We start from the raw sequence: 26,236 nt of genomic DNA, 5'->3' as shown, positions 1-26,236 counted from the left end.
CAAGCAGCAATTTCCCGTCACAGCTTCTACAAATTAACCAGTCTTGGTTATGTGTAGAAGCTGTGATATTTGTATTGTTAAATCATTATCATTTTCGGGAGCCGTTTATATTTTAGAAACAGGAGAAAATCTTTTTGATAATTCAAAGAGATTAAGATTTAGCATTTTTAATCGCAAATCATTAAATCAATCAGTTAGAGATGAATTCGGATTGTACGACTTACAGCAATCCCAAGAAATTTGTCAACTATAATAGATTCTCCGAGGCTGATAGGCGACAGCACCACTATGCCAAAATTAAAGTCCAAATCTCAGCAATCTAAAAACTCGAAAAAGCAGGCTAAAAAGGAAAATTCTGCCCTTAACCTCAAAGAACAATTAGCTCAAAAGCGCAAAGCAGCCCAAGCACGTAAAGAATTCACTAGCTTACTCACCACCGCCACCTTTAGTGGTGTCTTCGTTGGTATTCTGCTTTTTTTCATAGCTGGAATTAAAGCAGCAGTCCCTGGTGTTTTGGGAATACTTGTTATGTCCCTTTCCTACAAATACCCGCGCCAAGCGCTATATGCTTTCATCATTTACGTACCTGTTGGGGGTACTATCACCTACTACTTGGGCAATAGTCCCATACTCCAATTAGCTAAAGATGCTTTTTACATTCCAGCGTTAATTGGACTTTGGCAGACTTGCCGTAAACAGGGGCTACCCCTAATTATTCCCCAAGGGATTAAAATCCCACTTTATATTGTTTTGGGTTGCAGTGTACTAACGCTATTATTTGTCAATGGTGGACAACAGTTTAACCCGCCGAGTGTGGGACTATTGGAAAAAGCACCCAATGAAATACCTTTAGGTATGGGAATTCTGGGACTGAAAGTATTTTTAGGTTATGTTCCCCTGATTGGTTGTGCCTACTATTTAATTCGCGATAAGCGGGATTTTCTATTTTTATCACGCCTCCAGATTGTCCTTATACTGATTTGCTGTGTGCTGGGATTTATTCAATACCTGTTATTACTAACTGGTGCATGTCAAGGCACTAGAGGTCTTGAAGGAGATGCCTTATTTAGAGCAACCCTCGAAGCCAGATGTTATTTTGGTGGAGCGCTAGTATATAGTCCCGATGAAGGGGTTATTCGCCTACCAGGGACATTTGTAGCTCCTTGGCAGTGGGCATGGTTCTTAATTGCCAGCACCTTTTTTACCTTTGCCACCGGCTTCACCGATCCCTCCCCAATATGGCGGCTGGTAGGTTTAGGTTCTTTAGTGACAGTCTTTATTAATGCTGTAATTTCTGGACAGAGAATCGCCTTAGCTTTAGTACCAATCTGCTTCGGGATTTTGCTATTGCTTACCGGACAAATTGGCAACCTGAAACGATTTATCCCCATAGGGATAGGACTTGCTTTTGTTCTGGGGATTGCGATGGTGACTAATCCTGCTGTCGTGCAAGAGAGAACCGCGAGTTTTACTAGTCGATGGGAGGCTTCACCACCTCAAGATTTTATCGTCCAGCAATTTGAAGAGAATTGGAAAAACGTAGACGGGCCATTAGGAAGTGGTTTAGGTCGAGCAACAAACTCTGCTCGGGCGATGGGTAAAACTAAGCTTGTCGAAACCTACTATCCCAAAGTACTTTATGAAGTTGGAATTCTTGGAGTACTAGGTTTTCTGGGTTTAGTAACAAGTTTAACAATTATTGGCTTTAAGACCTATCGCTCTATAAAGAACCGTAATTTCCGCAGTTACGGAGCAGCTTTGTGGGTGTTTATATTGTTTATTAGCTACAACACCTACTACTATCCTCTGGATGTTGACCCAGTTGCTGTCTATTATTGGTTTTATGCAGGAGTTCTTTTTAAATTGCCAGAACTGGAGAAACAAGATAAGGAAGATGCTAACCCTCAGCAAAAAAACAAGAAAAGACGTCTGAAAACAATATAAATGAAATAAAAATGATAAAAGTTATCATAGGAGGTCAAAAACACCTCAGCATTCCAAATCTACCTCGAAATTCTCGGCATACACTCATCCGCCCCAAGCCTTTTCCCGCGGGCAGATATCCTATAGAAAAAATTTGGTATCCTTTAGCCAGCTTTATGGCGTGGCAACCTGTATGGGGAAGATACCAAGCTATTCATTCTTTTAACAGAATTTTATATACAAATAAACCTTGGTTTCTCACTTTTGAGGATCATCGTGTTTTATATAGAAATCCTCAAAATCAAGGTGAAGCGGCAATTTATGAATTATTAAATAATCGGTTAGCACTAGAAAATTGCCAAAAAATTATCGCTATCTCTGATTATGCCAAGTTGAGATTAGTTAAGCGAATAGACGGTTGGAAGATAGAAGACAAAGTTAGTAAGAAATTGGATGTAATCCATCCCAACTTTCCAGTCAGAGTTAACCAATCGAAACTTTATCAGGAACAGACAAATATCCAACTTGTATTTATTGGCAATCACATTGCCCGCAAAGGCGGAATTGTTGCTTTAAGACTCGCCAAGAAAGCAGAAAAATTAGGTTTACCTATTACTGTACATATAATTTCAGGACTGGAACATGGTTCAGGAGTACCAACGGATTTTCCCGATCGCAGCAAATATGTAGAGGATTTAAAGTTACTTAATCTCAATAACGTTGTTTTTCACAAAAATATTCCTAACGACAAAGTTATTGAGTTATTATCGCAAAGCCATTTTCAATTAATGGCAACATTACATGATACTTATGGCTATAGTATCATCGAAGGATTTTCTGTTGCTACTCCGGCAATTACGACAAATGTATGTGCCTTACCAGAGTTTATTCGTCACGGGGAAAATGGTTATATTTTAGAGTTACCCATTAATGAAATTAGGCATTGGAGTAATTGGCTACACGGAGAAAAAACCAAAACTAATGAATATTGGGAAATTGTGAATAGCACCTATGACTATTTGGCAGAGCAAGCATTGCAACAAATTATCCAATTTCTTGATAGAACTGATAAACAAGAACATTATGAATTTTTAAGTGCAGGAGCATTAGCTCAAGCACAAATTGTGCATAATTCCGAAAAGCAAAATGAGTTATTTGATAATCTCTATGCAGCAGCAGTGTAAAAATTGACTGAATGTGAATTCTGACTTTTTACCTTATGTGGAAAAACTAACACCAGACCTAACCCCTGAGCAAGCTTCCTTGGTAGGGAAGAGGGAAAATTTAAAGCTTTTTCCCTACTAGGGAATAGGTTTTCTAGAACCTATGAACAGTCAGAATGGAAATGAAAGCAATGGTAGCTTACTGAATTTTATGAAAATTAATTTTTACAAGGCTATCATAAAAGTAGTGAAATTACTTAAAAAAACCATGAATAATTGGCCATTAATTACTGTATTAATCCCGACCTACGGACGGGAAGAAGCGCTACGAGATAGCATTGTGGATGTCTTAAAACAGGACTATCCAAATTTTGAAGTTTTAGTTGTAGACCAAACCCCAAAACACCAACCAGAAATTCAAACGTACTTAGAGGAGATGGCGGAGGTAGGTAAAATTAAATGGTTGCGCTTAGATTGGGCGAGTTTACCAGGAGCGCGGAATTATGGTGTCCGGCGGTCTTCTGGTGAAATAATATTATTTATTGATGATGATGTTCAGCTAACCCCTGGATTGTTAGCAGCCCATGCAAAAAATTATTTGCAAAATCCAGAGGTGGGGGCTGTAGCCGGACGGGTATTTGACAGAATGAAATTGGGTGATTCTGGAGGAGATTTAGAGATTGAATATCTACCTCCCCAAGCTATGGACCCCGGAATCGCTTGGTATCATATTGATTTGGTACATACCATCAAACCCCAGCAAGTACTGACAGCCAGGGGTTGCAATATGTCTTTTCGGAGCGAAATTTTTACTAAATACGGACTGAGGTTTGATGAGAGGTTTCGCGGTAGTGCAGTGCGCGAAGAGTCAGATTTTTGTTTGCGGGTGAGGCAGACAGGATATAAGATTTGGTACGACCCAGAAGCCCATTTGGTGCATTTAGGCGAAGAAACAGGGGGTTGTCATGATATTAGTATGCGATCGCTGAAATATCAACTCACCTTCTACCACAACCATTTCTTACTGGGGCTGAAAAACCTCACTGCGACTCAAGCTTTACGCCTATACGCCCGTTTATTTGACTGTCATGTTCTGGGACGCCCACCTTGTCATAAAAGCGGTTCCCCCATCAAAATTGCCACTCGCGCTATTTTCTACATTTTGGGGTTTTTCAAAGCCTTGGGTACTGTCATCCAATCAATATGGAACGATGGCCAAATTTACAGTCGATTGGATCAAAAAGTTTAGTTATTGGGCATTGGGCATTAGTTATTTAAAAAAATGACAAATAACAAATAACAATGAAAATCTTAGTTGCTAGTCACACTTATATCGTAGACCTCAACTGTGAAAAATTACGTGCTTTATCTCAACTAGAACCGGACATTGAGGTGACAGTTGTAGTTCCAAAACGCTGGAAACCAGGTGGCGTGCAAAACAGAATTATTGAAACTGAATACCGCGATGAAGGCACATTTAGAATAGTTCCAGTTTCTAATTTTAGTCAAAATCATCAAGGACTCCTTACCTTTGGTGCTGATTTGATATCTTTGTTAAAACAATTTCGCCCCCAAATTATCCAGGTAGAACAAGGGTCTAGAGCATTGGCTTATACTCAAATGATTGCCTTAAATAAGCTATTAGGACTCAAGGCTAAAAATTTATTTTTTACCTGGTGGAATCTTCCCTATGAACTGAAACCACCAATTGCTTTATTAGAAAAATATAACCTCAGCCACAGCCACGGGATCATTTCTGGCAATCAAGATGGAGTAGAAGTTTTGCAACAACGCGGATATGAAGGGGCAATTAAAGTCATGCCACAACTGGGTGTAGATGAAAGTCTATTTACTCCCAAAGCCCAACCAGAATTAGCTGCTAAGTTTGGCATTAAAAAAGGAGATTTTGTGGTAGGCTTTGTTGGGCGATTTGTGCAAGAAAAGGGTTTATTAACACTTTTGCAAGCCTTAATAAGTTTAAAAAATAAACCTTGGAAGTTACTGCTACTAGGACGAGGAGAGTTGCAAGATGAATTAATCAAAATAGCGACAGAGAAAAATATTAAAGAACGGTTGATTTTGGTAGAAAGCGTCCCACATGATGAGGTTGCAAACTATATCAATTTAATGAGTACTTTGGTATTGCCTTCAGAAACAACTTACAAGTTTAAAACCTTAACTTCTGTTGGTTGGAAAGAACAATTTGGTCATGTCTTAATTGAGGCGATGGCTTGCCAAGTGCCTGTAATTGGTTCTGATTCTGGTGAAATACCCTATGTAATTGGCGATGCTGGTTTAGTATTTCCCGAAGGTGATGCTCAAGCCCTTGCTAATTGCTTAGTTCAATTAATGGATAAACCATATTTTGCTCATACTCTGGGTGAAATGGGTTATCAAAAAGCAATGATTAAATACACAAATAAAGCTTTAGCTAAACAGCAATTAGAGTTTTATCAAGAATTGGTCATTGGTCATTAGTCATTGGTCATTGGTCATTGGTTATTAGTGAATAACAAATGAAAATATTACAAATTGTCCCCTCAATTTCTTTGATTTACGGCGGCCCCAGTCAAATGGTACTAGGATTAGCTCCAGCATTAGTAAAAGAGGGAGTAGAAGTTACAATTCTCACAACTGATAGTAATGGCGATAATGGTCAAACACCTCTGGATGTTCCTTTAAATCGCCCAATTAAACAAGATGGCTATGAAATAATTTATTTTCGTTGTGCCCCATTTCGTCGTTACAAATTTTCCCTAGATTTATTAAACTGGCTAAAACGTCATGCTCACGAGTTTGACATAGCACATATTCATGCTCTATTCTCGCCAATAATTAGTGCTGCTGCTATTGTGTGTCGCCAGCAAAAGCTACCTTATATTTTCCGTCCTTTGGGTACTCTCGATCCGGCTGATTTACAGAAGAAAAAGCAATTAAAACAGCTTTATGTCGCAATTATAGAACGTCAAAATTTAGCTAGTGCCGCAGCTATTCATTTTACCAGCGATCAAGAAGCTAAAATATCAGAACGATTTGGAGTATCTACGCCAGATTTAGTAATTCCCTTGGGTGTAATTCCCCGTCAATCTTCTATTAAAAATGTCTGTAGTCAGTTAGAAATACCAAAGGATGTACCGTTGGTGCTGTTTATGTCACGAATTGACCCGAAAAAGGGGTTAAATTTGTTGATTCCGGCGCTAGAGAAGCTATTAGCAGTTGGTTATAAGTTTCATTTTGTCTTAGCTGGGACAAATCCTCAAGATCCAGATTACGAACAAAAGATAATATCTCAAATTCAAAATTCACCACTGCGATCGCACACTACAATTACTGGCTTTGTGACTGGAGAGTTAAAAATTAGTTTACTACAAGCTGCTGATTTATTTGTCTTGCCTTCCTACTACGAAAATTTTGGGATTGCTGTAGCTGAAGCGATGGTTGCAGGTGTACCCGTAGTCATTTCTGACCAAGTGCATATTTGTCAACAGATACGTGATAGTGAGTCGGGTTGGGTAGGCGCAATAGATGTTCAAGTACTGGTAGAGTTACTGCAAGAGGCTTTGCAAAATCCCGCAGAACGCCAACGACGGGGATTAAACGCCCAAAAATATGCCTTGGAAAATTTTAGCTGGGATGCGATCGCAAAGCAAACAATCCAAGCCTACCAGGAAATTCTCACAAACAAATTAATTTAACTCAACGCAGACAACAGCAGTTTTTGCCAAATAGGTACTAAAAGTGCTTTGACAAAGATATCTGCAATCATAAAATTAATCCCAATTAAGATTAACGCTAAAAATAAAAATCTAGACATAGGAGTTGAGCCAGACTTTATCCGAAAGTGCTGACAACCTAAAATTTTGTTTCAAACAGCTAAAGCCCGATTGGGGAATAGGGGTTTTATGTCATGATGGCATACTAGAATATATATGCTTTTCTAACTACAGGGAATCTCTCATGGCTCTCCGTCTAGGTGACACAGTACCCAACTTTACGCAAGCCTCAACACACGGCGACATCGATTTTTACCAATGGGCAGGTGACAGCTGGGTTGTGCTGTTTTCTCACCCTGCTGATTTTACACCTGTTTGTACAACAGAACTTGGCACAGTTGCCAAGCTCAAACCAGAATTTGACAAGCGCAATGTCAAAGCGATCGCACTCAGCGTTGATGACGTAGAATCTCACAAAGGCTGGGTGGGAGACATTGAAGAAACTCAAAGCACCACCCTTAACTACCCAATTTTGGCAGATGCAGATCGCAAGGTTGCTGATCTGTACGACATGATCCACCCCAATGCTAATGCGGCTGTGACAGTGCGATCGGTTTTTGTAATTGACCCCAACAAGAAACTCCGTCTCTCTTTCACCTATCCTCCTAGCACGGGACGCAACTTTGATGAACTTTTGCGGGTGATTGATTCTCTGCAATTGACTGATAATTACAGCGTGGCGACACCAGCTGATTGGAAAGATGGGGACGATGTTGTAATTGTCCCCTCACTCAAAGATCCAGAAGTACTCAAACAGAAATTCCCCAAAGGTTACGAGGAAGTTAAACCCTATCTGCGGGTAACTCCTCAGCCTAACAAGTAAATCTGAAAATGATTTCGGATAAAAAAGCAAGGACGTAAAGTTATAACTTTGCGTCTTTGTTTTTTTGCGTGAGAATATAGTCAGTTGGCTAGGCATCCGAACCTGAAGGATATTCCGATGTTTTCATCTCTTTTGGTTTTGTAAATTTCCTCTATGCAACGCCAGTTTTTTCATGGTCTGAGAATCTTAGCTGTAACTTGTGGTGTTCTGATAGCCTTTTTGGTTGACTTATGACTCCTGACTCCTGCCCAAACAGTAAGTGGTTGCCCAACTTTTTTATATAGTAAACTCTCCATAATCACACCGTTATTATTGGCGGTGAGAGTTTTATTCGGCTGACGGAGAGACTCATAAAAGCCGTTGTACCAGCCCTCTTTAGACTTAAGGTTGGCTTGAACGAAATCAAATAACTGACGGGTATAAGCAGTGTTATAAAGTACATGCCAGCCGATCGCAGCTTTGGCACTGAGAAATCGCAAATTGTTGTACTGTTCTCTGGTATCTGCAATGGTTGCCCAAGGTTCTCCGTTGACAAATAGACTGCTGTAAACAAAGTATGGCGGACGATCTAAGTTGTCTTCGGTGACGGCAGTTAATTGTTTTGTGGCTTCATAACGCGCTGCTTGAGCAGCTAAAATCCGATCGGCATAAGCTTTAGGCAAAGCTTGAAATCCAGTTTCAATGCCATCTAAGATATAGGGTTCGCTAAGAACGTAGTTATTGGCTCCAGAGTTTTTATAGTCCCGTTTATCGTAAGGAATTCCCTGTCCGTAAAGATCGACAAAGGCAGTCTGAGACTGATAATCTAAGGCTTTATTAACATCCAAACCCCACAGTTTCAGACCATAAGCAGCATAATTCTCATACCCCAAGCGACCTTCTTGGTTATACTGTTCTTTGCCTTTGATGACAGCAGTACCATACATTTGGCCATTTGTGGTCAGACGTTTGACTTGCCAATGTTTCCAAACTGCTGCTGTTTGCGATCGCATTTCTGGATACTTGGCCTCGACAATCTTCAACCAGATTGCCATTCTTCCCAAATCAATGGCTGACCAACCAATTTCTTCCCGTTTTTCTAGTTGACCATAATTAACGGGTACGAGTGTTTTCGCATTGTAAACCTTGTTGGGTAGTTCTCCTTTGTACAAAGGCATTGATGCTAATGTATTCAACATTTTGCTCATTTTGGCTTCAAATTCAGCCGCAGGCACGATATTGAGTTCTCTAGCACTGACTAAGGCTGCGATCGCTGCTGTCTGATCCCACATACTTATCGAGGCAAAGCCATCAACAGAATTGATCAAGCCAGTTTCATCGTTCCAGTTGCGCTGGAAGTATGACCAAGCTTGACGGGCCGTTGTCATTTCCTCTGGGGTCAGTTTTCCAACTCCAGGAGCAGTATAGGGAATTATGGCTACTGTTAGTTGGTTCTTAGGAATGGATTGACCTGGTAAAACTACGGATTTAGCATCAAGGCTGGCAACTATTTCAGCTTCTTTCGCACTAGAGACAGGGCTTTGGGGTTTCTCTGGTTGAGAAGCAATTGGGGATGTTGATATTTCAGGTTTTTTTATAGAAGTATTGGAAAGTTGTTTAGACCAACCATTTAAAAGTGCGATCGCGATCGCAGCGGTAAGGACTCCTCCTACAGAAGCTAGTATGGACAAGCTCTTAGGTGGCGGTTGAAAGTCAGAACTCATACTTATTAAAGCCTTATTTTGTAAGTCAGGGTTATTTGCGTAGTTTCACCAAATACATTCTTCCCAACTTTGAAATCTAACTAACACCCAGAAGTCCACCTGACCACTACAATAAAATAGTCACGCACCCGATCTCTGGAGTTCTAGCAGTGGGCTTATTTGATGATTTGAGTCGGTTTTTAGAAAACCGTTTAGAAGAATTCTTGCGTAACAATCCACATTTGGAGTTAGAGGCGCTGCTAGAACAGCTGCGTGAGCAAGAAGAAGACACATTAAAGCTGATCGCAGATTTAAAATTACAAGAGAAGCGATCGGAAGAAGAAATTCTGTCTACCGCGCAAGAAATTCAGCGTTGGCATATCCGCATTCAAAAAGCCAAAAACGCCAATAGAGAGGATTTGGCAGCGGCGGCGGGTGAGCGAGAAGCAGCCCTGTTGCGCGAAGGAAATCAGCGCTGGGGACACATGCAAGGACTGAAAGAACGCATTAACCAATCTCAAGAACTACTGCAAAAAATTCAGCAACGGCGACAGGAGGTACAAGCTAAAGCCGCCGAAGCACAAACAGCCCGTGCGAAAGCGCAAACCCAGCAGCGTTCGGAAAGCATTGGTTGGTCGAATCAGACTAGCAGTTATTCTGGTGGGTTGGATGACTTAGAAGAGAAGTTCCGTAGCTGGGAAACTCAGGATGAATTAGAACAAATGAAGCGGAATATGCAGAAGTAGCGCCTATTGGCTAAAATACGCCAAAATAACAAATGCGATCGCCAAAGTAACAGACGTTTTGAGGTAGTAAAACCAGGGAGAGGTCTTTTGATTCAGCTACTTTCTTCATTCTCAGGTAGTTTTGGAATGTAGAGTTAAATTTTTCCAAAATGTCTTTAACTGAAGAAATTCTTTCCCAATTACCCGGCGATGTTTTAGGAGGATTGCACCAAGGCGATCGCATCCTCACATCTCTAAGAGAAAATACCGCACCAATACCAACCTTAGTTAAAGAAAGTCAACAGCCTTTAGGCGTTGTAGATTTCGATGTGCTTATCTGCGGTGGTACTTTAGGCATTTTAATTGGTTGTGCCTTAGCTGTGAAGGGACTACGGGTAGCGTTGCTGGAACGGGGAATTTTGCGGGGGAGAGAACAAGAATGGAATATTTCTCGCAAAGAATTAGATGTATTTGTGGAATTGAACTTGCTGACTGAGGAAGAATTAGAGAGTGCGATCGCCACTCAATATAACCCAGCGCGAGTAAGTTTTGCTGGCGGTACAGAAGTTTGGGTAGAAGATGTCTTGAATATCGGCGTAGATCCAGTTTATCTACTAGCTACTTTGAAAACCCGATTTCTCGCCGCCGGGGGAAAGTTGTTAGAAAACACACCCTTTACTGAAGCAGTGGTTCATCCCGATGGGGTGATGGTAAATAACCAATTCAAAACTCGGTTATTAATCGACGCGATGGGACATTTTTCACCCATCACCCAACAAGCACGCCAAGGCAAAAAACCAGATGCGCTGTGCTTAGTTGTGGGAAGTTGCGCTCAAGGTTTTCCTGAAAATAACTCAGGCGATTTATTATTATCATTCACATCATTGCAGAATCAATGCCAATACTTCTGGGAAGCCTTTCCAGCTAGGGATGGCAGAACCACTTACTTGTTTACCTACATGGATGCAGAACCCCAACGTTTGAGTTTAGAAGCGATGTTTGAGGAATATCTGCGTCTTCTTCCAGAATATCAGGGAGTGGAGTTGAGCAACCTGAAATTTCAACGGGCACTATTTGGTTTCTTTCCCACCTATCGCCAAAGTCCGCTAAAAACTCCTTGGAGTCGCATTCTACCAGCCGGAGATAGCAGTGGTAGTCAATCTCCCTTGAGTTTTGGTGGTTTTGGGGCAATGGTGCGTCATCTGAAGCGTTTAACTTATGGCATTTACGAAGCGCTGGAAACAGAACAATTATCTGCAAAAGCGTTAACACTGCTGCAACCCTATCAGCCAAGTTTGACTGTCACCTGGTTGTTTCAAAGGGCGATGAGTGTTGGTGTAAATCAAAAAATTGCCCCAGATCAAATTAACCAATTACTCTCAGCGGTATTTCAGGAAATGCAACAGTTGGGTACACCAGTGCTAAAACCCTTTTTACAAGATATAGTGCAGTTTTCGGCACTAACGCAAACACTGTTAAAAACTGGTTTATATCATCCTGGAATAGTTGCCAAAATAATTCCACAAGTAGGTTTGGCAAGTTTGTTAGATTGGATGTTACATTACAGTAATTTAGGTGTATACACTGCCTTACTTGCGCTAAGTCCAATGCTAGAAACATGGATTAAGAATCAAGCAAAAGAACAACAATATTATTGGCATCGTTTGATTGATGCTTGGAAGTATGGTTCTGGCGGTGATTACTCAGATTAAACTTAGAATTTTATCGGTGTGAGGATAACATAATGGAACGGAAATCATCAGGAATCAAATACTTTGCAGTGCTGATTGGATTTCTACGCGATCGCCAAGGATTTTTAGAGGAAGTTCGCCAAGGTACAAGATTACCAAATAAAATCATTTCGCTGCTAGTTTGCAGTTCCTTATTTATCGCTGCTTATGGCGGAATTATTGGTGCATACCATAGCTGGATGCAAGCTATATCTTCCGCCATAAAACTCCCAGCCCTTTATTTAATCACACTTTTGATTTGTATCCCGACCTTGTTCTTTGCGAATATTATTTTTGGTTCCAAGCGGAGTTTTGCCCAGCATTTAGCATTAGTTTTAACTGCGGTTTCAGTCACCAGCGTACTTTTATTTAGCTTTGCTCCAATCACGCTGTTTTTCTTAATTACCACCAATAATTACCAATTTTTAATTCTGTTAAATGTCTTTATCTTTGCCATCACTGGATTTATTGGTGTTTCGTCTTTATATCAAGCCACGAGTTTAGTTTTAGAACAAGATAATGAAGGTAGTAAAACCCGCCAGAAAATTTTGCAATTTTGGCTATTTCTTTACGCTTTCGTAGGCAGTCAATTAGGATGGACTCTCAGACCATTTTTTGGCACACCTGGTTCTGTCTTTGAACTATTCCGTGAAAGAGAAGGTAATTTCTATTTAAGCGTGATTAAATCTCTGAGCTATCTCTTTGGATTTCGTTAATTACTCATTAGCAATTACCCAAAATATACAACCTATAAAAATATGCTGAAAAAGCAAAATCGCGGAATTCAACAATTTAGTGTTTTAGTGAATTTACTGCGCGATCGCCAGTCATTCTTAGAAGAAATTCGCCAGGGAGTGCGATTACAAAATAAAATCAGTTCTCTGTTCGTAACTAGTTCCATTTTCTTTGCCATCTATGGCGCAATTATCGGTGCGTCTAACAGCTGGGCACAAGCATTATCTGGTGCTATTAAACTCCCAGCATTTTATTTATTAACACTGATTATTTGTTTCCCGACTTTGTTCTTTTTTAATGTTTTGTTTGGTTCCCGGAGCAGTATTCAACAGCATTTCGTGGTGCTACTCACATCTGTATCAGTGATTAGCGTGCTTTTATTCAGTTTGGCACCAGTTACGCTATTTTTTCTGATCACTACACCCGATTCTTATCAATTTTTTAAACTGTTGAATGTATTTATTTTTGGGATTACAGGCATATTTGGCGTTAAATTTCTTTACGAAGGAATGCAATTACTTTCTCAACTAGATGAAGTAGGCAAAAAAACCCGCACGACTATTTTAAGATCCTGGTTATTGCTTTATGCCTTTGTTGGTATGCAGTTAGGATGGTTTCTCAGACCGTTTTTTGGTGCCCCTGACTCTAAATTTGAATTGTTTCGGGCAGTTAAAGGCAACTTTTATTTGGATATTGTCGCGGCTATTTCCGAAATTTTAGGTTTGCGTTAATCTCAGATTTTTGCGTGTTTTGTACTATCTCCAGATAATTACTCACCGTTTGCGTAATCATTATTAAATAAGTCAGGAGGCAGAGGGAAGTATTCCTCCTGCCTTTTTTCATTAACTACTGCTGAAGGGTATAAAAATATTACTTCGTTAGACAGAATATTGATAGCAGTAGTTACCGCTCATCAGAATAATTTAAATTTTTTTATATTATAAAACTTATACATATTATACAAATTATACGCTATTAGAGCATTTATTGAAACACGAACTCTAACAACAGGATGCTAAAAGTAAGCAGTGTTTATGAAATTTATGTTTAGTCGGTCAAATAAATAGTTTATCTTAGCAGTGCTGCCCTGAAAGCCAGTGCCTTCAGGATACTAATTTCTGCAATCAAAGCTGCTAAGGGAGTAGATACTTTCAAAGGTAATAGCCCGTTCACAATTTTTGTACCTACTGATGAGACGTTTGCTGAACTTCAAGCAAACACACATAAATGCACTATTTAAGAACTTTCCAAAGCTCAATAAAGTCTCAATTTTGGAACTGTGATGCATATAAATAATAAATTTCCTACTAATACTTCATTTCTTCAAGGGCTGCGAGTACTCCTTGTAGATAATGATGTCAATTTCTGCAATTCGTTGACGGCGATGTTGCAATCTTATGGTGTGAAGGTGCAAGTGGCATTTTTTGTCCAGCATGCTATGGAAATATTTGTGCAATGGCAACCTGATATCCTCTTGAATGGTATTTCCTCGCCAAAGGAGAATGGCTATGCTCTGATTCACCAAGTGAGAACACTTACGGGAGAGCGAGGCAAAGTAGTGCCAGCCATCGCTCTGACAGGCACTGTAACTGAAGATATGTATCAACATGTTCTCTTAGCTGGGTTTAATCTATGCTTTGCTAAACCCGTAGTTATTGATGATTTCGTTGCTGTGCTTGGCATTTTAGCAATTGCCAATAATCCTCATTTGCGCTCATGCTAACTAATATCCATAGATAACAAGCAAAAAACTTAGAGAAATATTCAGGTATTTAGACCAAGACTAAGATGGGGAGTGGGGAGTAATGGAGTTAAATGACTTCAAAATCACTGTAAATTACAAAACAAATATAATATCAATGCTGAATATTAAAGCATCTTCCAAAAGGTCTATATTTCCGATGACTACTCATTAATAAATATCAATATAGATTAATTTTTAATTTTAATTTATAGCTGTCTGCTCAGAGGATGTTTGAAAAGTTTTTTTGGTAACACTAAGCCTCGAAAACCTAACCCCCCAGCCCCCCTTCCTTACAAGCAAATGGGGGTTTCAAAGCCTCTCGACCTTTCGGGGAGAGGAATGGAAGCGGGGTTTTGAGTATACTTTACAACTTTTCAAACAACCTCTTAGGAGCAGATGGTATGGTGGAAAGAAACATTTTGCAGATACTAACTTTATACTACCTTATACCATTTTAATGTGAAGTTGCACATATCTTGATCCCCCTAAATCCACCTTAAAAAGGGGGAATTTGATAGATGTTTTTCCGGTTTCCCCCTTATTAAGGGGGGCTAGGGGGGATCGAATTCTATGCAGCTTCATAAAAAATTGGTATTACTTACAAATTCTCAGTTTGAAAGGCTCAGATCCCCGACTTTATTCCAGAAGTCGGGGATATTTTTGGGCGTAATTCCTGCACAGATTGTTATAATCAAATGCTATTGCACGAAAACCCGATGTAGTGGGGCTTACAGTTGTAGACTCCTACAGCCGATTTCTGTGTTGCAAAGATTTTTGGAAATGGTGTTATGTATGTTGAGGTAGGAAGCAACGTCCTTCTCCCGCCTACCAGTTCGCGAAACTTACTGTAGGGAAGGGTTGATAAAACTTTAAATCCGCTACAACAGAAAAAACCCTCTGCTAAACCTGTGAAAAAACGAGTAACACTCACCTTCCCGAAACGCGCTGTACAAATGCCAGTCACTTACGTACTGGCCAAAGAGTTCAACGTCGCCGCCAATATTATCCGCGCCCAAGTTGCCCCAAATCAAATTGGCAAACTGGTAGTGGAACTATCGGGAGATATCGATCAATTAGATGCAGCGATCGAGTGGATGCGATCGCGCCATGTTAATGTTTCTTATACATTAGGCGAAATTGCGATCGACGAGGATGTGTGTGTCCACTGTGGTCTGTGTACTGGGGTTTGTCCTACCGAAGCCCTCACCCTCCACCCAGAGACATACAAGTTGACATTCACGCGATCGCGCTGTATTGTCTGCGAACAGTGTATCCCTACCTGTCCTGTACAAGCAATCTCTACTAACCTTTAACAATCTAAAATCTAAAATCCAAAATGGATTTCACCCCAACTTAAACACATCCGCTATTACACCACCATCATCCACCAGCCTAGTTTTTGCTGGAGAGTCATAAACTACCAATAACGAAGGTATACCAGTTACATCCTGAAACAGCGTCATTCCTTCAGCGTGTTCTTCCCGATTTCCATAGGGAATATCTTGCACAAAATCTGGATTGCTGAAGACATTTTCTCGCGAATTCACACCATTTATCCAGCGATAAACTTGCACTGGGCCATCTAAATCCATCGTTGGCCCGGCTAAAATCAACAAATCTTTTCCATCTACATGCAAATCTCGAATTCCCAAACCATTCAACCAGATAAAATGCTTTTTATATAACTCCTTCACTTCCCCAATTTGCTTCAATTTCATGAGTCCAGGGGTAGAATCTTCTAACTCTATTTCCAACACCACAGCCCAACCCCGCAATACAGGGCCGCGCAAACCCAAAAAAATGCGGTTTTGATAAACGCCTATTCCTTCAATGTCAAAGCCATTATCTTTTCCAGGAATTGCTGCCTTAATAAATAAGCCTAAATGGGCATCATCTGTTAAAGCTGTCATCAGCAAATTACCCTGATTCGTCACCTCTAGTTTCGCGGCATTCAATTGCACATCTGGATTTTGGGGGTGTGGGCAAGATGAGGATAACTTACCGTCTATCAGAGGAATCCGTCCTAAGACGTAACGGTTGGGTTCTGATTCAATTTTTGCGAGCCTTTTAAAGTTTTTTGCATCTGTATTTTCGGGTTTGGGTTTTTTGCGTTTGTAGCTGTGAGAACCAACAAACCATAGGTAATAATCAGTGTAAGCCAGTCCTTCTATATCAATTTCTTCCTCTTCTGGTGCAGGTAAATTGATAAATTCTGCTACTCTAAATTGTTGGTGATCTGTAAATTTATCAGGATCAACTAAAGAGAGACGCTCAATAGTTGAGGTTTCATCTGACCCCAACCATAAATACTTCTGATGTGTTAGCAGCACGGCTGATAAGTCTTCTCTATGTTCTTTAAAATTATCTATAAATGTCAACAAAACTTGATTTAGCAAATGTAAGTTTGGCATTTTTAATCTTGTTTATAGTTACACAAATGTTAATTATGATATTACAATATAAAGTTAAGTTTCTGCAAAAAATCATTTAAAAACTATAGCTCAGAGCAAATTGCTAGGGTGAATCTGCTTTTCAGACCTTTGATAGATATCGCCTATTTATAAAATAGTATGCAACTATCAATAGTCATAAAAAAAGTTTACAATCCTCATTGAATAAAAAATATCAAACGTCGATACAAAAGTAGATACAAATTTTTAACTAATGTTATTATGCAATAACCTCATGAGGTAGTCATTAAGAGCAATTATGAAATTAGCCACACAACCCACAGTAAAAACTCTAGGAGACTACGCCTACCAAGCGATTGAAAAACACTTTAAGAAAACCTTGAAGTGGGAAAAATTAGTGAAGAAAGATGAAGATCCAGAAGCGCTGCACCAAATGCGAGTAGGAATGCGCCGCCTACGGACAGCGGTAACTCGGTTCGGGGTAGCGGTAGATGTGTCCAAACCAATCAGCGATAAAAATATTGGTAAAATAGCCCGTCGTCTTGGAAATCTGCGAGATTTAGACGTACTCAAAGAAAGTTTGGAAAACAATTACAAACCAAACTTACCCCACAAAGAGCAAGAATCTCTGCAAACAGCTTTTACCGCTTTGGCAAAACAACGTGAAGATGTACAATCGAGTGTACAGAAAACATTAAATGATCAATCTTACAAGTCTCTAAAAGATGCATTGGATAAGTGGTTAGAGAAACCCAGTTATCAACCTTTGGCATCTGTTTCCATTCAGCAAGTGCTACCAGACTTACTTTTACCAGAAGTGAGTAGCTTCTTACTGCATCCAGGTTGGCTAGTTGGTACCGAATTTGTAGAATCAGAAGTGAAGATCCAGAAAAACTGGAAACCAAAAAAGATAGAAAAACAATTGACAACAGAAGGTGAAATTCTTCATAGTTTGCGGAAAGAAGCTAAACGTGTACGCTACCAAATGGAGTTATTTACTGACTTATATGGTGAGTCTTACGCAGCTTATATTACAGAAGTGAAAAATATCCAAGAAATTTTGGGTACGATGCAAGATAGTGCGGTTTTAACTGACTGGCTTGCAGATGTATACAAGTCAGAAATTCAGACTCAGTTGCCCACTCTTGCTAATTTGTTAACTGAAAATCGTTACCAGTCGTGGCAGCAGTGGCAACCTTTGCAAGAACGATATTTGAAAACTGAAACCAGGCATAGTTTTCATTTAACAATATTGCACCCGCTTTCAGGAGTAATAAATTAAAAGTTACTCTTAGTTGGGCAAGGATTGGATTAACGAGCAGACAATTGAATAGGAGCCTCTAGCGACAAAACATAAACACTGCTCTGAGGAATTTGTACAATACGGGTATTTTCGGCGGAACGTAAACCTGAAATTAGTCCAACAGCGCCTCCTAGCATGGCTCCCCGATCAAACTGTTCGGGATCGCCTTGGCTGAAAAAGCCCAAGGTGCTTCCACCAATCCGGCCCCAAACAGAGCCATTTTCAAAGGCTTTATCATTAGCTCGCATGTGGGTAATGGTAGTGCCGGGAATCATCTGACTCGATGCTTTAATCGAGACAATTCTCCCATTGACAACCAATGACTGCGCGACAATTTTAGCGCCTCCATCAGTAGGTTTAAGGGTAATAGTTACAGGAGTATTTTCCGGCGCGACAATATTACCTTGGTTATCTTTAATAGCGCTAGCTAAAGGAAGTGTGAGGGGGTAATCCTTTTTTTGCCCAACATCTACGGTAACGGATGCTGGAAAAGAAACAATAATCGCTGTATCTTGAGGAATGTTAATCTCTTGATTGACTGCTGGAGTCGGTTGAAGTGGCTGAGTTGTTACTGGTTGGGCGTTAGCTGGCAGGATAATGGAACCTAAGACAGACATAGAACAGGCGAGGCTCAACAACATTTGCGTTTTCATGACTGTTTTTCTTTGATGTGAGTAGTGTTTTTTCGGATTGAATCCCTTCACTCAATCAATAGGTTTGCAGTTATTAATTTATGCAGACTTGTATAGCGGTTTCCATTCAGATGCGGTACAAAATTATATCGCGAGTTGTAGGGGCACGGCAGTGCCGTGCTTCGCTATGTCGGGAAACGCTATATCAGAAAATTATTTCATTTCTTGCCTCTTCCCAGCCCGTGACTACTAGTTATAAATTACACAAAATTGACACGTATGAAAGATGTGCGCTCATACGGAATTAAAAACAGCTAACTTATTCTAAAATTCTAAAATTAGCTTGACATGATTAAAGCTTTATGTTAATAATAATAGTTTGTGGAAACTTTACTTCTTAATATAAGCTCTTGGCTAACGTCATTGTCATAGGTGCCCAATGGGGCGATGAAGGAAAAGGTAAAATAACTGACTTACTCAGCCGTTCCGCAGATGTTGTGGTTCGTTACCAAGGGGGTGTCAATGCTGGACACACAATTGTAGTTAAAGGTCAGACCTTTAAGCTGCACTTGATTCCCTCTGGTATTTTGTATCCAAATACTGATTGCATTATCGGCTGTGGAACAGTCATCGATCCACAGATTTTGATCGCAGAACTCGACCAACTAAAAGAGTTAAATATTTCCACTGACCACCTGCTGATATCTGAGACAGCCCACGTAACAATGCCTTATCATCGGTTGATTGACCAGGCATCAGAAGAACGACGGGGAAGCCATAAGATCGGCACAACAGGTCGGGGCATTGGGCCGACTTATGCTGACAAATCTGAACGTACAGGCATTCGGGTTTTAGACTTGATGGACCCTGATGGGCTACGTGAGCAGTTGGAGTGGACGATTAATTATAAAAACGTCATTTTAGAAAAGCTTTACAACTTGCCGCCTCTAGATCCACAAGAGGTGATTGAACAGTATTTGGGGTATGCAGAACGCTTGCGACCTCACGTTGTTGATACATCGTTAAAAATATCCGATGCGATTCAGCGACGGCGCAATATTTTGTTTGAAGGCGCACAAGGTACGCTCCTTGACCTAGATCACGGAACTTATCCCTATGTCACCTCCTCTAATCCTGTGGCAGGGGGGGCTTGCGTTGGTACTGGGGTAGGACCGACAATGATTGACCGGGTAATTGGGGTGTCAAAAGCCTATACAACGCGAGTGGGAGAGGGGCCATTTCCCACCGAATTGGATGGAGAGTTGGGAGAATTATTGTGCGATCGCGGTGCCGAATTTGGCACAACCACTGGACGCAAACGGCGCTGTGGCTGGTTTGATGCCGTCATCGGTCGCTATGCCGTGCGAATTAACGGCATGGATTGTATGGCACTCACTAAACTAGATGTCCTAGATGAATTAGAGGAAATCCAAGTTTGTGTCGCATACAACATAGATGGCCAACGTAGCGAACACTTCCCCACCAGTTCCCGTAAATTTGCTAGATGTCGCCCCATCTACAAAACCTTACCAGGGTGGAAAGTGTCAACAACTCACTGCCGTACCCTAGAAGACTTGCCACAGCAAGCATTGGACTACGTAAAATTCTTAGCTGAATTGATGGAAGTCCCGATTGCGATCGTCTCACTAGGAGCCAGCCGCGATCAAACCATAATCGTAGAAGACCCCATCCACGGGCCCAAACGCGCTTTATTGCACCCCGATGGCACACCTGCTACCTTGCTAAGTGCGTAAATTGGTTATTAGTCATTTGCTAATGACAAATGACTAATGACAAATGACTAATGACTAATGACAAAGGACAACTTCTATGGCTATTACAGTCGAATCTCAAAAACGTCCAGAAGGTAGCAAGCCAAGAGCTTTGCGCCGTTCTGGACTGATACCTGCCAATTTGTACGGTCACAAGGGTACAGAGTCAATTTCTTTGACCATTGATGCCAAAACTGTTGAGCGCTTGCTCAAAAGAGCTTCAGTCAACAACACCTTGATTGATTTAAACATTACTGATGCACCTTGGCGTGGAAAAGCCTTGCTGCGGGAACTTCAGATTCATCCAGCAAAAGGTACGCCTTACCACCTCAGCTTTTTCGCAGTTGCGGGCCACGGCGACACCACTGTAGAAGTTCGGTTGCGTTTTGTGGGAACTGCTGTTGGTGTTAAACAAGAAGGTGGTTTTTTAGACACTGTTATAACTGAATTGCAAGTGAGCTGTGCGCCGGAAAATATCCCTGAAATAATTGAAATTGATGTCTCTAACCTGCAAATCGGAGATAGCTTACGTATTAACGAGCTAGTCTTGCCTGAAGGTGTCACAGTTCTTGGTGATACGGAGCAAGTCGTAGTTAGTGTTTCGCAGCCGCAAATTAGCGCTGCTGCTGAGGATGAGGCTGAGTCAGAGGGTGAAACAGTCTCTGAAGCTACGTAAAGTGTGTAATAATTTTTGATGATAGCCAGGGGGAAACTCCTGGTTTTTTTGTATTTGAACTTGTAGACCAAAGAGATGACAGAAGTAACTCTTCCAACTTTTATTGAGCAAATGTTACAGCCTGGATTTTATCCCCATGCAGTAACAGAACCTATTCAACTAATTCAAACCCATATTTCTTATGTGCTGCTGACTGGAGATTACGCTTATAAACTGAAAAAACCGATGAATTTTGGTTTTTTAGACTTTTCTACCTTAGATAAGCGGCAACATTTTTGTCAGGAAGAGTTGCGGTTGAATCAACGGGGAGCTGCTGAACTATATTTGGAAGTGTTACCTATAACTTTGGTAGGGGAGCAATACCATTTAGGAGGAACTGATGAGCCTGTAGAATACGTGCTAAAAATGCTCCAGTTTCCGCAAGAGTCGCTATTAAGCACACTTTTTGAACAGGGGAAGTTAAATGAGACACACCTAGATGAGTTGGGACGGGTGGTGGCTCAATATCATGCTGAAGCACAGACGAATGATTACATTCGCAGTTTTGGTGAAGTGCCAAATGTCCGGGCTGCCTTTGATGAGAATTATCAGCAAACTGAGAAGTATATTGGTGGCCCTCAGACCCAGACGCAATTTACAGAAACAAAGCAATATACAGATAACTTTTTTGCAGAACGTCCAGAATTATTTGCTAGCAGAATTCACAACGATTATATTCGTGAATGTCACGGGGATTTACACCTGAGAAATATTGCCCTGTGGCACGATAAAATCTTGTTGTTCGATTGCATTGAGTTTAATGAGCCGTTTCGCTTTGTCGATGTGATGTATGATGTGGCGTTTACGGTGATGGATTTGTCAGCTCGGCAGCGCAAAGACTTGGGTAATGCGTTTTTGAATGCCTATATAGAGCAAACTGGAGATTGGGAAGGCTTACAGGTGTTGCCCTTGTATTTAAGTCGTCAAGCTTATGTCCGGGCAAAGGTAACTTCATTTTTGCTAGACGATCCGAGTGTACCCGCGACGGTAAAGGAAGAAGCGACAAAAACCGCCGCTGACTATTACAAACAGGCTTGGGACTACACTAAACCAAAGCTGGGCCAATTAATTTTAATGTCGGGGTTATCGGGTTCTGGTAAAAGTACCACAGCAAAGTCTTTAGCGCGTCAACTGGGAGCGATTCACCTGCGTTCGGACGCGGTGCGGAAACATTTAGGGGGAATTCCTTTGTGGGAACGGGGTAGCGATGATTTGTATACACCGGAGATGACCGAGAAAACTTACACACGACTGTTGGAATTGGGAATTATCCTGGCTAAACAAGGTTTTTCGGTGATTTTAGATGCCAAGTATGATAAACAGCAGTTACGGCAAGAAGCGATCGCTCAAGCTACAAAGCACCAACTTACCGTTCAGATTATCCAATGCACAGCACCGCTAGAAGTTCTCAAAGAGCGTTTGAATAATCGCACTGGCGATATCGCTGATGCTACTGCCGATTTATTAGCCTCACAAATCAAACAAGCTGAACCTTTCACTGAAGAGGAACAACCTTACTTAAAGATTTTGGATACAACCCAACCACAACAGGCACAATTAAAAGCAGTAATTCCCCAATAGCTTTTTTACTCTATGGCAGACAAAAAGAACGACTTTTTTAGTATTTCTCCCAGCTTTTTTTCTCAGCTGTTATTTGGGGCATTTTTAACATTTATATTAATAATGACCGGCTCCGCACCAGCCCTAAGCATCTTCTTAGGAATCATGGGCGGTTTCATTTTAAGCTGGATCACAAATGCAACCAATAATAGCGCCCAACCTCCAACTGTAGCCTCCTCTGATGGCGTCGATACTGGACTGAAATACTGGTTATTTTTCATGCTGGGCTTTGTGTATTTGGGGTATCCAGCACCCATGAGTATCTTGCTAGGTGGAATAGGCGCTTTAGCTGGAGGCTGGATTACTGCTTGGTGGGGAAGTAAGGAAGAAACTAGAACTCAGTTGCAAGTTGAAGAGTCGCAAGAAGGCGAAGTTGAACCAACAAACGAGAGGATCAACAAACGGCAAATAAGAAAAACCGCCCGCCGTTACCGTCGTGCTGCTGGAAGTAGTTTTAATTTCAGGTTTTGGGAAAAGTAGTAATTTGGTATGGGGCATTGGGCATGGGCAAGAGACAAGGCAGAGACTTGTTCAATAATTCCCCCTTGTCCCTCTTGTCTATTAACAGCAGCAGCTTTAGCCGCCCAATCCCCAATCCCCAATCCCCAATTCTTATAATAGGATTTCAGTGCTGATAAATCGGAGGTAAGTGTGACCACTACGGTACACTGGCAGGAACGGGTTGGTAATCAAAGGGATTGGGTTTGGCGCGGCTGGCAAACCCGCTACACTTATATTCGCCCTAGCCAAAATCACCACAAGACAACACCCCTAATTCTGTTACATGGCTTTGGCGCTTCCATTGGTCATTGGCGACATAATTTAGAGGTGTTGGGTGAACATCACACAGTTTACGCCATAGATATGCTGGGTTTTGGCGCTTCTGAAAAAGCCCCAGCTAATTACAGTATCGAATTCTGGGTAGAGCAGGTTTACGATTTCTGGAAAACATTTATTCGTGAACCAGTAATATTAATAGGCAATTCCAACGGTTCACTAATTTCTATGGCCGCCGCCGCCACCCACCCGGATATGGTGCGGGGTATGGTGATGATGAGTTTACCCGACCCTTCATTAGAACAAGAAGCAATCCCTCCTGTACTGCGCCCACTCGTGAGAGCAATTAAAAATATTGTTGCTTCGCCGTTGATACTTAAACCTGTATTTAACTTCGTGCGCCGTCCTGGGGTGGTGCGTCGCTGGGCTAGTCTCGCCTACGCTAACCCAGAGGCGATTACCGACGAACTGATAGAAATTTTAGCAGGGCCTCCCCAAGACAGAGGTTCGGCGAGGGCGTTTAGTGCTTTGTTTAAAGCTGCGATCGGAATTAACTTTAGTCCCAGTGTCAAGACAGTATTACCAACCTTAACAATTCCGATGCTTTTAATTTGGGGACAAAAAGATCGGTTTGTTCCCCCAGCCCTGGCTAGCCAATTTGCCCAGTACAACGAAAAATTAGAGGTGCTGAATCTGGAGGATGTAGGGCATTGTCCCCATGATGAATGTCCAGAACAAGTTAACCAAGCGATTTTAGATTGGATTGAGAGATGGGTTGGCGATCGCCAACCATTGGTTGTTCCCTAAATGTTATGCAATGGGAGCGATCGCATCAACAGTATCTTTGAATTCCTTAATACCTAGCCAATCGTTGCTTGGTTAGTGTCAACATCTGTAGTCCCGTTCACCGAACGGGCTACAGAAACCATCCTGTTGAGAATTTCTTGACTGGGAACTTTACCTTTCAACACCACAGTGCTGCCTGTCTGAGCAACCCAAAGGGTATTAACATCGTCGAGTTGGGGGTCTTCATCAAATGCCAACGCTACCCGCTTTGCTAAACCACTTTGGTCATATTCTCCGCTTAATCCCAGACGTTCTGGAGGTATTGATTGCGTAGCAGTCGGAGCGGCATCAGTACTAGAAGCTTGCTGTACAGCCTGTGGAGCCGGATTTACTTCTGCATTTTGAGGTTTTTCCATTCCAAACAATCTTTGTAACCAACCCATAAAAACTTTTCTCCTATTAGAGGCTTATCAAGTTTGAGTATAAAAGCTTTACGACAAATGCTGCATCTGCCAACAAAAAGATATACATTCAATGAAATTCTTGTTTGCGGTATGATTTCTAGACAATTTCTCCATTGAGAATGCAATGAGTGCAACTGTTAAGTTTACAATAGGAGGTCGCACTGAAAATTTAGTGCGGTAGTCCGTCTAGCGTAGCCCTTAGCTAGTGTCTGCGTTACTCAATTCCTGCTCTAGCCTCTGTTGGCGAAGATGAAACATACCCTTTCAGTTCTCGTAGAAGATGAGGCGGGTGTTCTTTCCCGCATTTCTGGTTTATTTGCGCGTCGCGGCTTTAATATTGAAAGCCTTGCTGTTGGCCCTGCTGAACAAGGAGGAGTCTCCCGAATTACGATGGTTGTCCCTGGTGACGACCGCGTTATCGAGCAACTCACCAAGCAACTGTACAAGTTAGTCAATGTCCTAAAAGTACAGGACATTACCGAAACTCCTTGTGTCGAGCGGGAATTGATGCTTTTGAAGGTAAATGCTAGTAGCAGCAATCGCTCAGAAGTGATCGAACTGTCTCAGATTTTCCGGGCGCGAGTCGTGGACGTGGCGGAAGATTCTCTCACCTTAGAAGTTGTGGGAGATCCAGGTAAAATGGTAGCGATCGTGCAGGTGTTGCAAAAATTTGGTTTGAGAGAAATCGCCCGTACTGGCAAAATTGCCCTAACTCGGGAGTCAGGCGTGAATACTGAGTTACTCAAATCTTTGGAAGCAAAGGTTTAGTTGGGAATTTAAATCAAGACTCAAAAATACTCAACAGCAAGCACATAAATCAAACGCAGCAGAAGTCATAGTGACAATTGTTACTATGACTTCTGCTTTGGGACTATCAAAAAATTCAGGAGGCAGGATTAATATCAAGTTCGGGTGATTACTTATAAATATCCCTCTTGGGACAATAGGCTTGGGTTAAAGCTTGATCCCTCCCTAACCTTAAAAAGGAGGGAATTAGGAACTTTTGCAGGTCTAAATCAAGCAATAAGTAACAAGAAATACTAGCATATAATTAAGTATATGCAGTTATGTCTTTTTATATGCACAAGTTACGCCAGATTGGCATGACGCAACCGATAAGAAACTGCTACAAAGTTAATAAGCTAAACCACATCTAGTTTGCATATCTAAAATTTATATAATTCTTGTGGGTGGGCATCTTGTCCGCCCTAATTATGCAAGTTCAATCTGGAACAGCTTGGAAGGATAAAAAATTAACAAAAACTACTATTCCTAATAGTTGTAAATCTAGCTTTTGCCTGATTTCAAACGTTGGATTGAAATAATTAGAAGTATCTATTTTGAGCCAAAATAAATCATTGAATAAAATCGTCAGCAAGGAAGCTACGTGGAATATCTTTACAAGGATGGAATAAATATCACTAGCTGAACTGTATTGATTTATCAAGGCTATTTATA

Annotated in this window: 24 protein-coding genes; 20 read left to right on the top strand and 4 right to left on the bottom strand. The window is 41.1% G+C overall.

What is annotated here, in order from left to right; all coding sequences use genetic code 11:
• Positions 1-288 precede the first annotated feature (288 nt).
• The 6 genes from hpsL to HWQ44_RS11885 all read left to right on the top strand — a co-directional run bounded on the left by hpsL (position 289) and on the right by HWQ44_RS11885 (position 7,682).
• Complete coding sequence (hpsL, locus tag HWQ44_RS11910) at positions 289-1,944, top strand: hormogonium polysaccharide biosynthesis protein HpsL (protein WP_292718689.1); 1,656 nt, start codon at positions 289-291, stop codon at positions 1,942-1,944.
• 11 nt (positions 1,945-1,955) lie between these two features.
• Positions 1,956-3,107 carry a glycosyltransferase family 4 protein gene (locus tag HWQ44_RS11905; RefSeq protein WP_292718687.1) on the top strand — a complete coding sequence of 384 codons (1,152 nt, stop codon included), beginning with the start codon at positions 1,956-1,958 and terminating at the stop codon, positions 3,105-3,107.
• 247 nt (positions 3,108-3,354) lie between these two features.
• Positions 3,355-4,335, top strand: a complete 981-nt coding sequence (gene hpsN / locus HWQ44_RS11900) for a hormogonium polysaccharide biosynthesis glycosyltransferase HpsN (protein ID WP_292718685.1) — start codon at positions 3,355-3,357, stop codon at positions 4,333-4,335.
• A gap of 53 nt (positions 4,336-4,388) precedes the next feature.
• A complete protein-coding gene (hpsO, locus tag HWQ44_RS11895) occupies positions 4,389-5,564 on the top strand; it encodes a hormogonium polysaccharide biosynthesis glycosyltransferase HpsO (RefSeq protein ID WP_292718683.1) in 1,176 nt (391 codons plus the stop codon).
• A gap of 38 nt (positions 5,565-5,602) precedes the next feature.
• Positions 5,603-6,781, top strand: coding sequence for a hormogonium polysaccharide biosynthesis glycosyltransferase HpsP (gene hpsP, locus HWQ44_RS11890; RefSeq protein ID WP_292718681.1), 1,179 nt, complete (start codon positions 5,603-5,605; stop codon positions 6,779-6,781).
• A gap of 262 nt (positions 6,782-7,043) precedes the next feature.
• The gene (locus HWQ44_RS11885) at positions 7,044-7,682 is read left to right on the top strand and encodes a peroxiredoxin (RefSeq protein ID WP_292718679.1); all 639 of its coding nucleotides are present in this window, start codon (positions 7,044-7,046) and stop codon (positions 7,680-7,682) included.
• 170 nt (positions 7,683-7,852) lie between these two features.
• Here HWQ44_RS11885 and HWQ44_RS11880 read toward each other — a convergent pair whose 3' ends face one another.
• The gene (locus HWQ44_RS11880) at positions 7,853-9,385 is read right to left on the bottom strand and encodes a DUF3131 domain-containing protein (RefSeq protein WP_292718678.1); all 1,533 of its coding nucleotides are present in this window, start codon (positions 9,383-9,385) and stop codon (positions 7,853-7,855) included.
• A 149-nt stretch (positions 9,386-9,534) separates the two neighbouring features.
• On the opposite strand from HWQ44_RS11880, the gene HWQ44_RS11875 reads away from it, so the two are divergent.
• The 7 genes from HWQ44_RS11875 to HWQ44_RS11850 all read left to right on the top strand — a co-directional run bounded on the left by HWQ44_RS11875 (position 9,535) and on the right by HWQ44_RS11850 (position 15,611).
• Positions 9,535-10,110: a TIGR04376 family protein gene (locus HWQ44_RS11875; RefSeq protein ID WP_292718676.1), complete on the top strand. Its 576-nt coding sequence runs from the start codon at positions 9,535-9,537 to the stop codon at positions 10,108-10,110.
• A 149-nt stretch (positions 10,111-10,259) separates the two neighbouring features.
• A complete protein-coding gene (locus HWQ44_RS11870) occupies positions 10,260-11,801 on the top strand; it encodes an FAD-binding oxidoreductase (protein ID WP_292718674.1) in 1,542 nt (513 codons plus the stop codon).
• Between the two features lie 29 nt (positions 11,802-11,830).
• Positions 11,831-12,535, top strand: a complete 705-nt coding sequence (locus HWQ44_RS11865; RefSeq protein WP_292718738.1) for an actin-binding WH2 domain-containing protein — start codon at positions 11,831-11,833, stop codon at positions 12,533-12,535.
• A 42-nt stretch (positions 12,536-12,577) separates the two neighbouring features.
• Positions 12,578-13,285, top strand: coding sequence for an actin-binding WH2 domain-containing protein (locus tag HWQ44_RS11860; protein ID WP_292718672.1), 708 nt, complete (start codon positions 12,578-12,580; stop codon positions 13,283-13,285).
• A 332-nt stretch (positions 13,286-13,617) separates the two neighbouring features.
• Positions 13,618-13,794, top strand: coding sequence for a fasciclin domain-containing protein (locus HWQ44_RS33545; RefSeq protein ID WP_366931374.1), 177 nt, complete (start codon positions 13,618-13,620; stop codon positions 13,792-13,794).
• Between the two features lie 42 nt (positions 13,795-13,836).
• Entirely contained in the window at positions 13,837-14,277 is a 441-nt protein-coding gene (locus HWQ44_RS11855) for a response regulator (RefSeq protein ID WP_292718670.1), read from the top strand.
• Positions 14,278-15,206: 929 nt separating this feature from the next.
• Positions 15,207-15,611 carry an NIL domain-containing protein gene (locus tag HWQ44_RS11850; RefSeq protein WP_292718668.1) on the top strand — a complete coding sequence of 135 codons (405 nt, stop codon included), beginning with the start codon at positions 15,207-15,209 and terminating at the stop codon, positions 15,609-15,611.
• Positions 15,612-15,641: 30 nt separating this feature from the next.
• On the opposite strand, the gene HWQ44_RS11845 is transcribed toward HWQ44_RS11850, so the two are convergent.
• Complete coding sequence (locus HWQ44_RS11845; protein ID WP_292718666.1) at positions 15,642-16,709, bottom strand: DUF3616 domain-containing protein; 1,068 nt, start codon at positions 16,707-16,709, stop codon at positions 15,642-15,644.
• A 298-nt stretch (positions 16,710-17,007) separates the two neighbouring features.
• Between HWQ44_RS11845 and HWQ44_RS11840 the strand changes: the two genes are divergently transcribed.
• Entirely contained in the window at positions 17,008-17,991 is a 984-nt protein-coding gene (locus HWQ44_RS11840; RefSeq protein ID WP_292718664.1) for a CHAD domain-containing protein, read from the top strand.
• A 29-nt stretch (positions 17,992-18,020) separates the two neighbouring features.
• Here HWQ44_RS11840 and HWQ44_RS11835 read toward each other — a convergent pair whose 3' ends face one another.
• Positions 18,021-18,665, bottom strand: coding sequence for a hypothetical protein (locus tag HWQ44_RS11835; protein WP_292718662.1), 645 nt, complete (start codon positions 18,663-18,665; stop codon positions 18,021-18,023).
• A 389-nt stretch (positions 18,666-19,054) separates the two neighbouring features.
• Between HWQ44_RS11835 and HWQ44_RS11830 the strand changes: the two genes are divergently transcribed.
• The 5 genes from HWQ44_RS11830 to HWQ44_RS11810 all read left to right on the top strand — a co-directional run bounded on the left by HWQ44_RS11830 (position 19,055) and on the right by HWQ44_RS11810 (position 24,335).
• Positions 19,055-20,398, top strand: coding sequence for an adenylosuccinate synthase (locus HWQ44_RS11830; protein WP_292718660.1), 1,344 nt, complete (start codon positions 19,055-19,057; stop codon positions 20,396-20,398).
• 76 nt (positions 20,399-20,474) lie between these two features.
• On the top strand, positions 20,475-21,092 hold the full coding sequence (locus HWQ44_RS11825) for a 50S ribosomal protein L25/general stress protein Ctc (protein WP_292718658.1): 618 nt from the start codon (positions 20,475-20,477) through the stop codon (positions 21,090-21,092).
• A 75-nt stretch (positions 21,093-21,167) separates the two neighbouring features.
• The gene (locus HWQ44_RS11820; protein WP_292718656.1) at positions 21,168-22,712 is read left to right on the top strand and encodes an AAA family ATPase; all 1,545 of its coding nucleotides are present in this window, start codon (positions 21,168-21,170) and stop codon (positions 22,710-22,712) included.
• 12 nt (positions 22,713-22,724) lie between these two features.
• Complete coding sequence (locus HWQ44_RS11815; RefSeq protein ID WP_292718654.1) at positions 22,725-23,231, top strand: hypothetical protein; 507 nt, start codon at positions 22,725-22,727, stop codon at positions 23,229-23,231.
• Positions 23,232-23,402: 171 nt separating this feature from the next.
• Positions 23,403-24,335: an alpha/beta fold hydrolase gene (locus HWQ44_RS11810; protein WP_292718652.1), complete on the top strand. Its 933-nt coding sequence runs from the start codon at positions 23,403-23,405 to the stop codon at positions 24,333-24,335.
• A 53-nt stretch (positions 24,336-24,388) separates the two neighbouring features.
• Here HWQ44_RS11810 and HWQ44_RS11805 read toward each other — a convergent pair whose 3' ends face one another.
• Complete coding sequence (locus tag HWQ44_RS11805; protein WP_292718650.1) at positions 24,389-24,757, bottom strand: BON domain-containing protein; 369 nt, start codon at positions 24,755-24,757, stop codon at positions 24,389-24,391.
• A 270-nt stretch (positions 24,758-25,027) separates the two neighbouring features.
• On the opposite strand from HWQ44_RS11805, the gene ilvN reads away from it, so the two are divergent.
• A complete protein-coding gene (gene ilvN, locus HWQ44_RS11800; RefSeq protein WP_012408560.1) occupies positions 25,028-25,546 on the top strand; it encodes an acetolactate synthase small subunit in 519 nt (172 codons plus the stop codon).
• Positions 25,547-26,236: the final 690 nt, after the last annotated feature.

The sequence above is a fragment of the Nostoc sp. JL34 genome (assembly GCF_017114945.1).
GTDB lineage: Bacteria > Cyanobacteriota > Cyanobacteriia > Cyanobacteriales > Nostocaceae > Nostoc.
Note: the sequence above shows the minus strand (reverse complement) of the source record. Positions and strands in the feature narration are given on the sequence as shown.

Bases quoted from the DNA above. Each gene is read 5' to 3' on its own strand.
- hpsP (WP_292718681.1), top strand. From the start codon at position 5,603: ATGAAAATATTACAAATTGTCCCCTCAATTTCTTTGATTTACGGCGGC.
- HWQ44_RS11840 (WP_292718664.1), top strand. From the start codon at position 17,008: ATGAAATTAGCCACACAACCCACAGTAAAAACTCTAGGAGACTACGCC.
- HWQ44_RS11805 (WP_292718650.1), bottom strand. From the start codon at position 24,757: ATGGGTTGGTTACAAAGATTGTTTGGAATGGAAAAACCTCAAAATGCA.
- HWQ44_RS11885 (WP_292718679.1), top strand. From the start codon at position 7,044: ATGGCTCTCCGTCTAGGTGACACAGTACCCAACTTTACGCAAGCCTCA.
- HWQ44_RS11835 (WP_292718662.1), bottom strand. From the start codon at position 18,665: ATGAAAACGCAAATGTTGTTGAGCCTCGCCTGTTCTATGTCTGTCTTA.
- HWQ44_RS11845 (WP_292718666.1), bottom strand. From the start codon at position 16,709: ATGCCAAACTTACATTTGCTAAATCAAGTTTTGTTGACATTTATAGAT.
- HWQ44_RS11820 (WP_292718656.1), top strand. From the start codon at position 21,168: ATGACAGAAGTAACTCTTCCAACTTTTATTGAGCAAATGTTACAGCCT.
- HWQ44_RS11870 (WP_292718674.1), top strand. From the start codon at position 10,260: ATGTCTTTAACTGAAGAAATTCTTTCCCAATTACCCGGCGATGTTTTA.
- hpsL (WP_292718689.1), top strand. From the start codon at position 289: ATGCCAAAATTAAAGTCCAAATCTCAGCAATCTAAAAACTCGAAAAAG.
- HWQ44_RS11855 (WP_292718670.1), top strand. From the start codon at position 13,837: ATGCATATAAATAATAAATTTCCTACTAATACTTCATTTCTTCAAGGG.
- HWQ44_RS11905 (WP_292718687.1), top strand. From the start codon at position 1,956: ATGATAAAAGTTATCATAGGAGGTCAAAAACACCTCAGCATTCCAAAT.
- hpsN (WP_292718685.1), top strand. From the start codon at position 3,355: ATGAATAATTGGCCATTAATTACTGTATTAATCCCGACCTACGGACGG.
- HWQ44_RS11825 (WP_292718658.1), top strand. From the start codon at position 20,475: ATGGCTATTACAGTCGAATCTCAAAAACGTCCAGAAGGTAGCAAGCCA.
- hpsO (WP_292718683.1), top strand. From the start codon at position 4,389: ATGAAAATCTTAGTTGCTAGTCACACTTATATCGTAGACCTCAACTGT.
- HWQ44_RS11880 (WP_292718678.1), bottom strand. From the start codon at position 9,385: ATGAGTTCTGACTTTCAACCGCCACCTAAGAGCTTGTCCATACTAGCT.
- HWQ44_RS11815 (WP_292718654.1), top strand. From the start codon at position 22,725: ATGGCAGACAAAAAGAACGACTTTTTTAGTATTTCTCCCAGCTTTTTT.
- ilvN (WP_012408560.1), top strand. From the start codon at position 25,028: ATGAAACATACCCTTTCAGTTCTCGTAGAAGATGAGGCGGGTGTTCTT.
- HWQ44_RS11860 (WP_292718672.1), top strand. From the start codon at position 12,578: ATGCTGAAAAAGCAAAATCGCGGAATTCAACAATTTAGTGTTTTAGTG.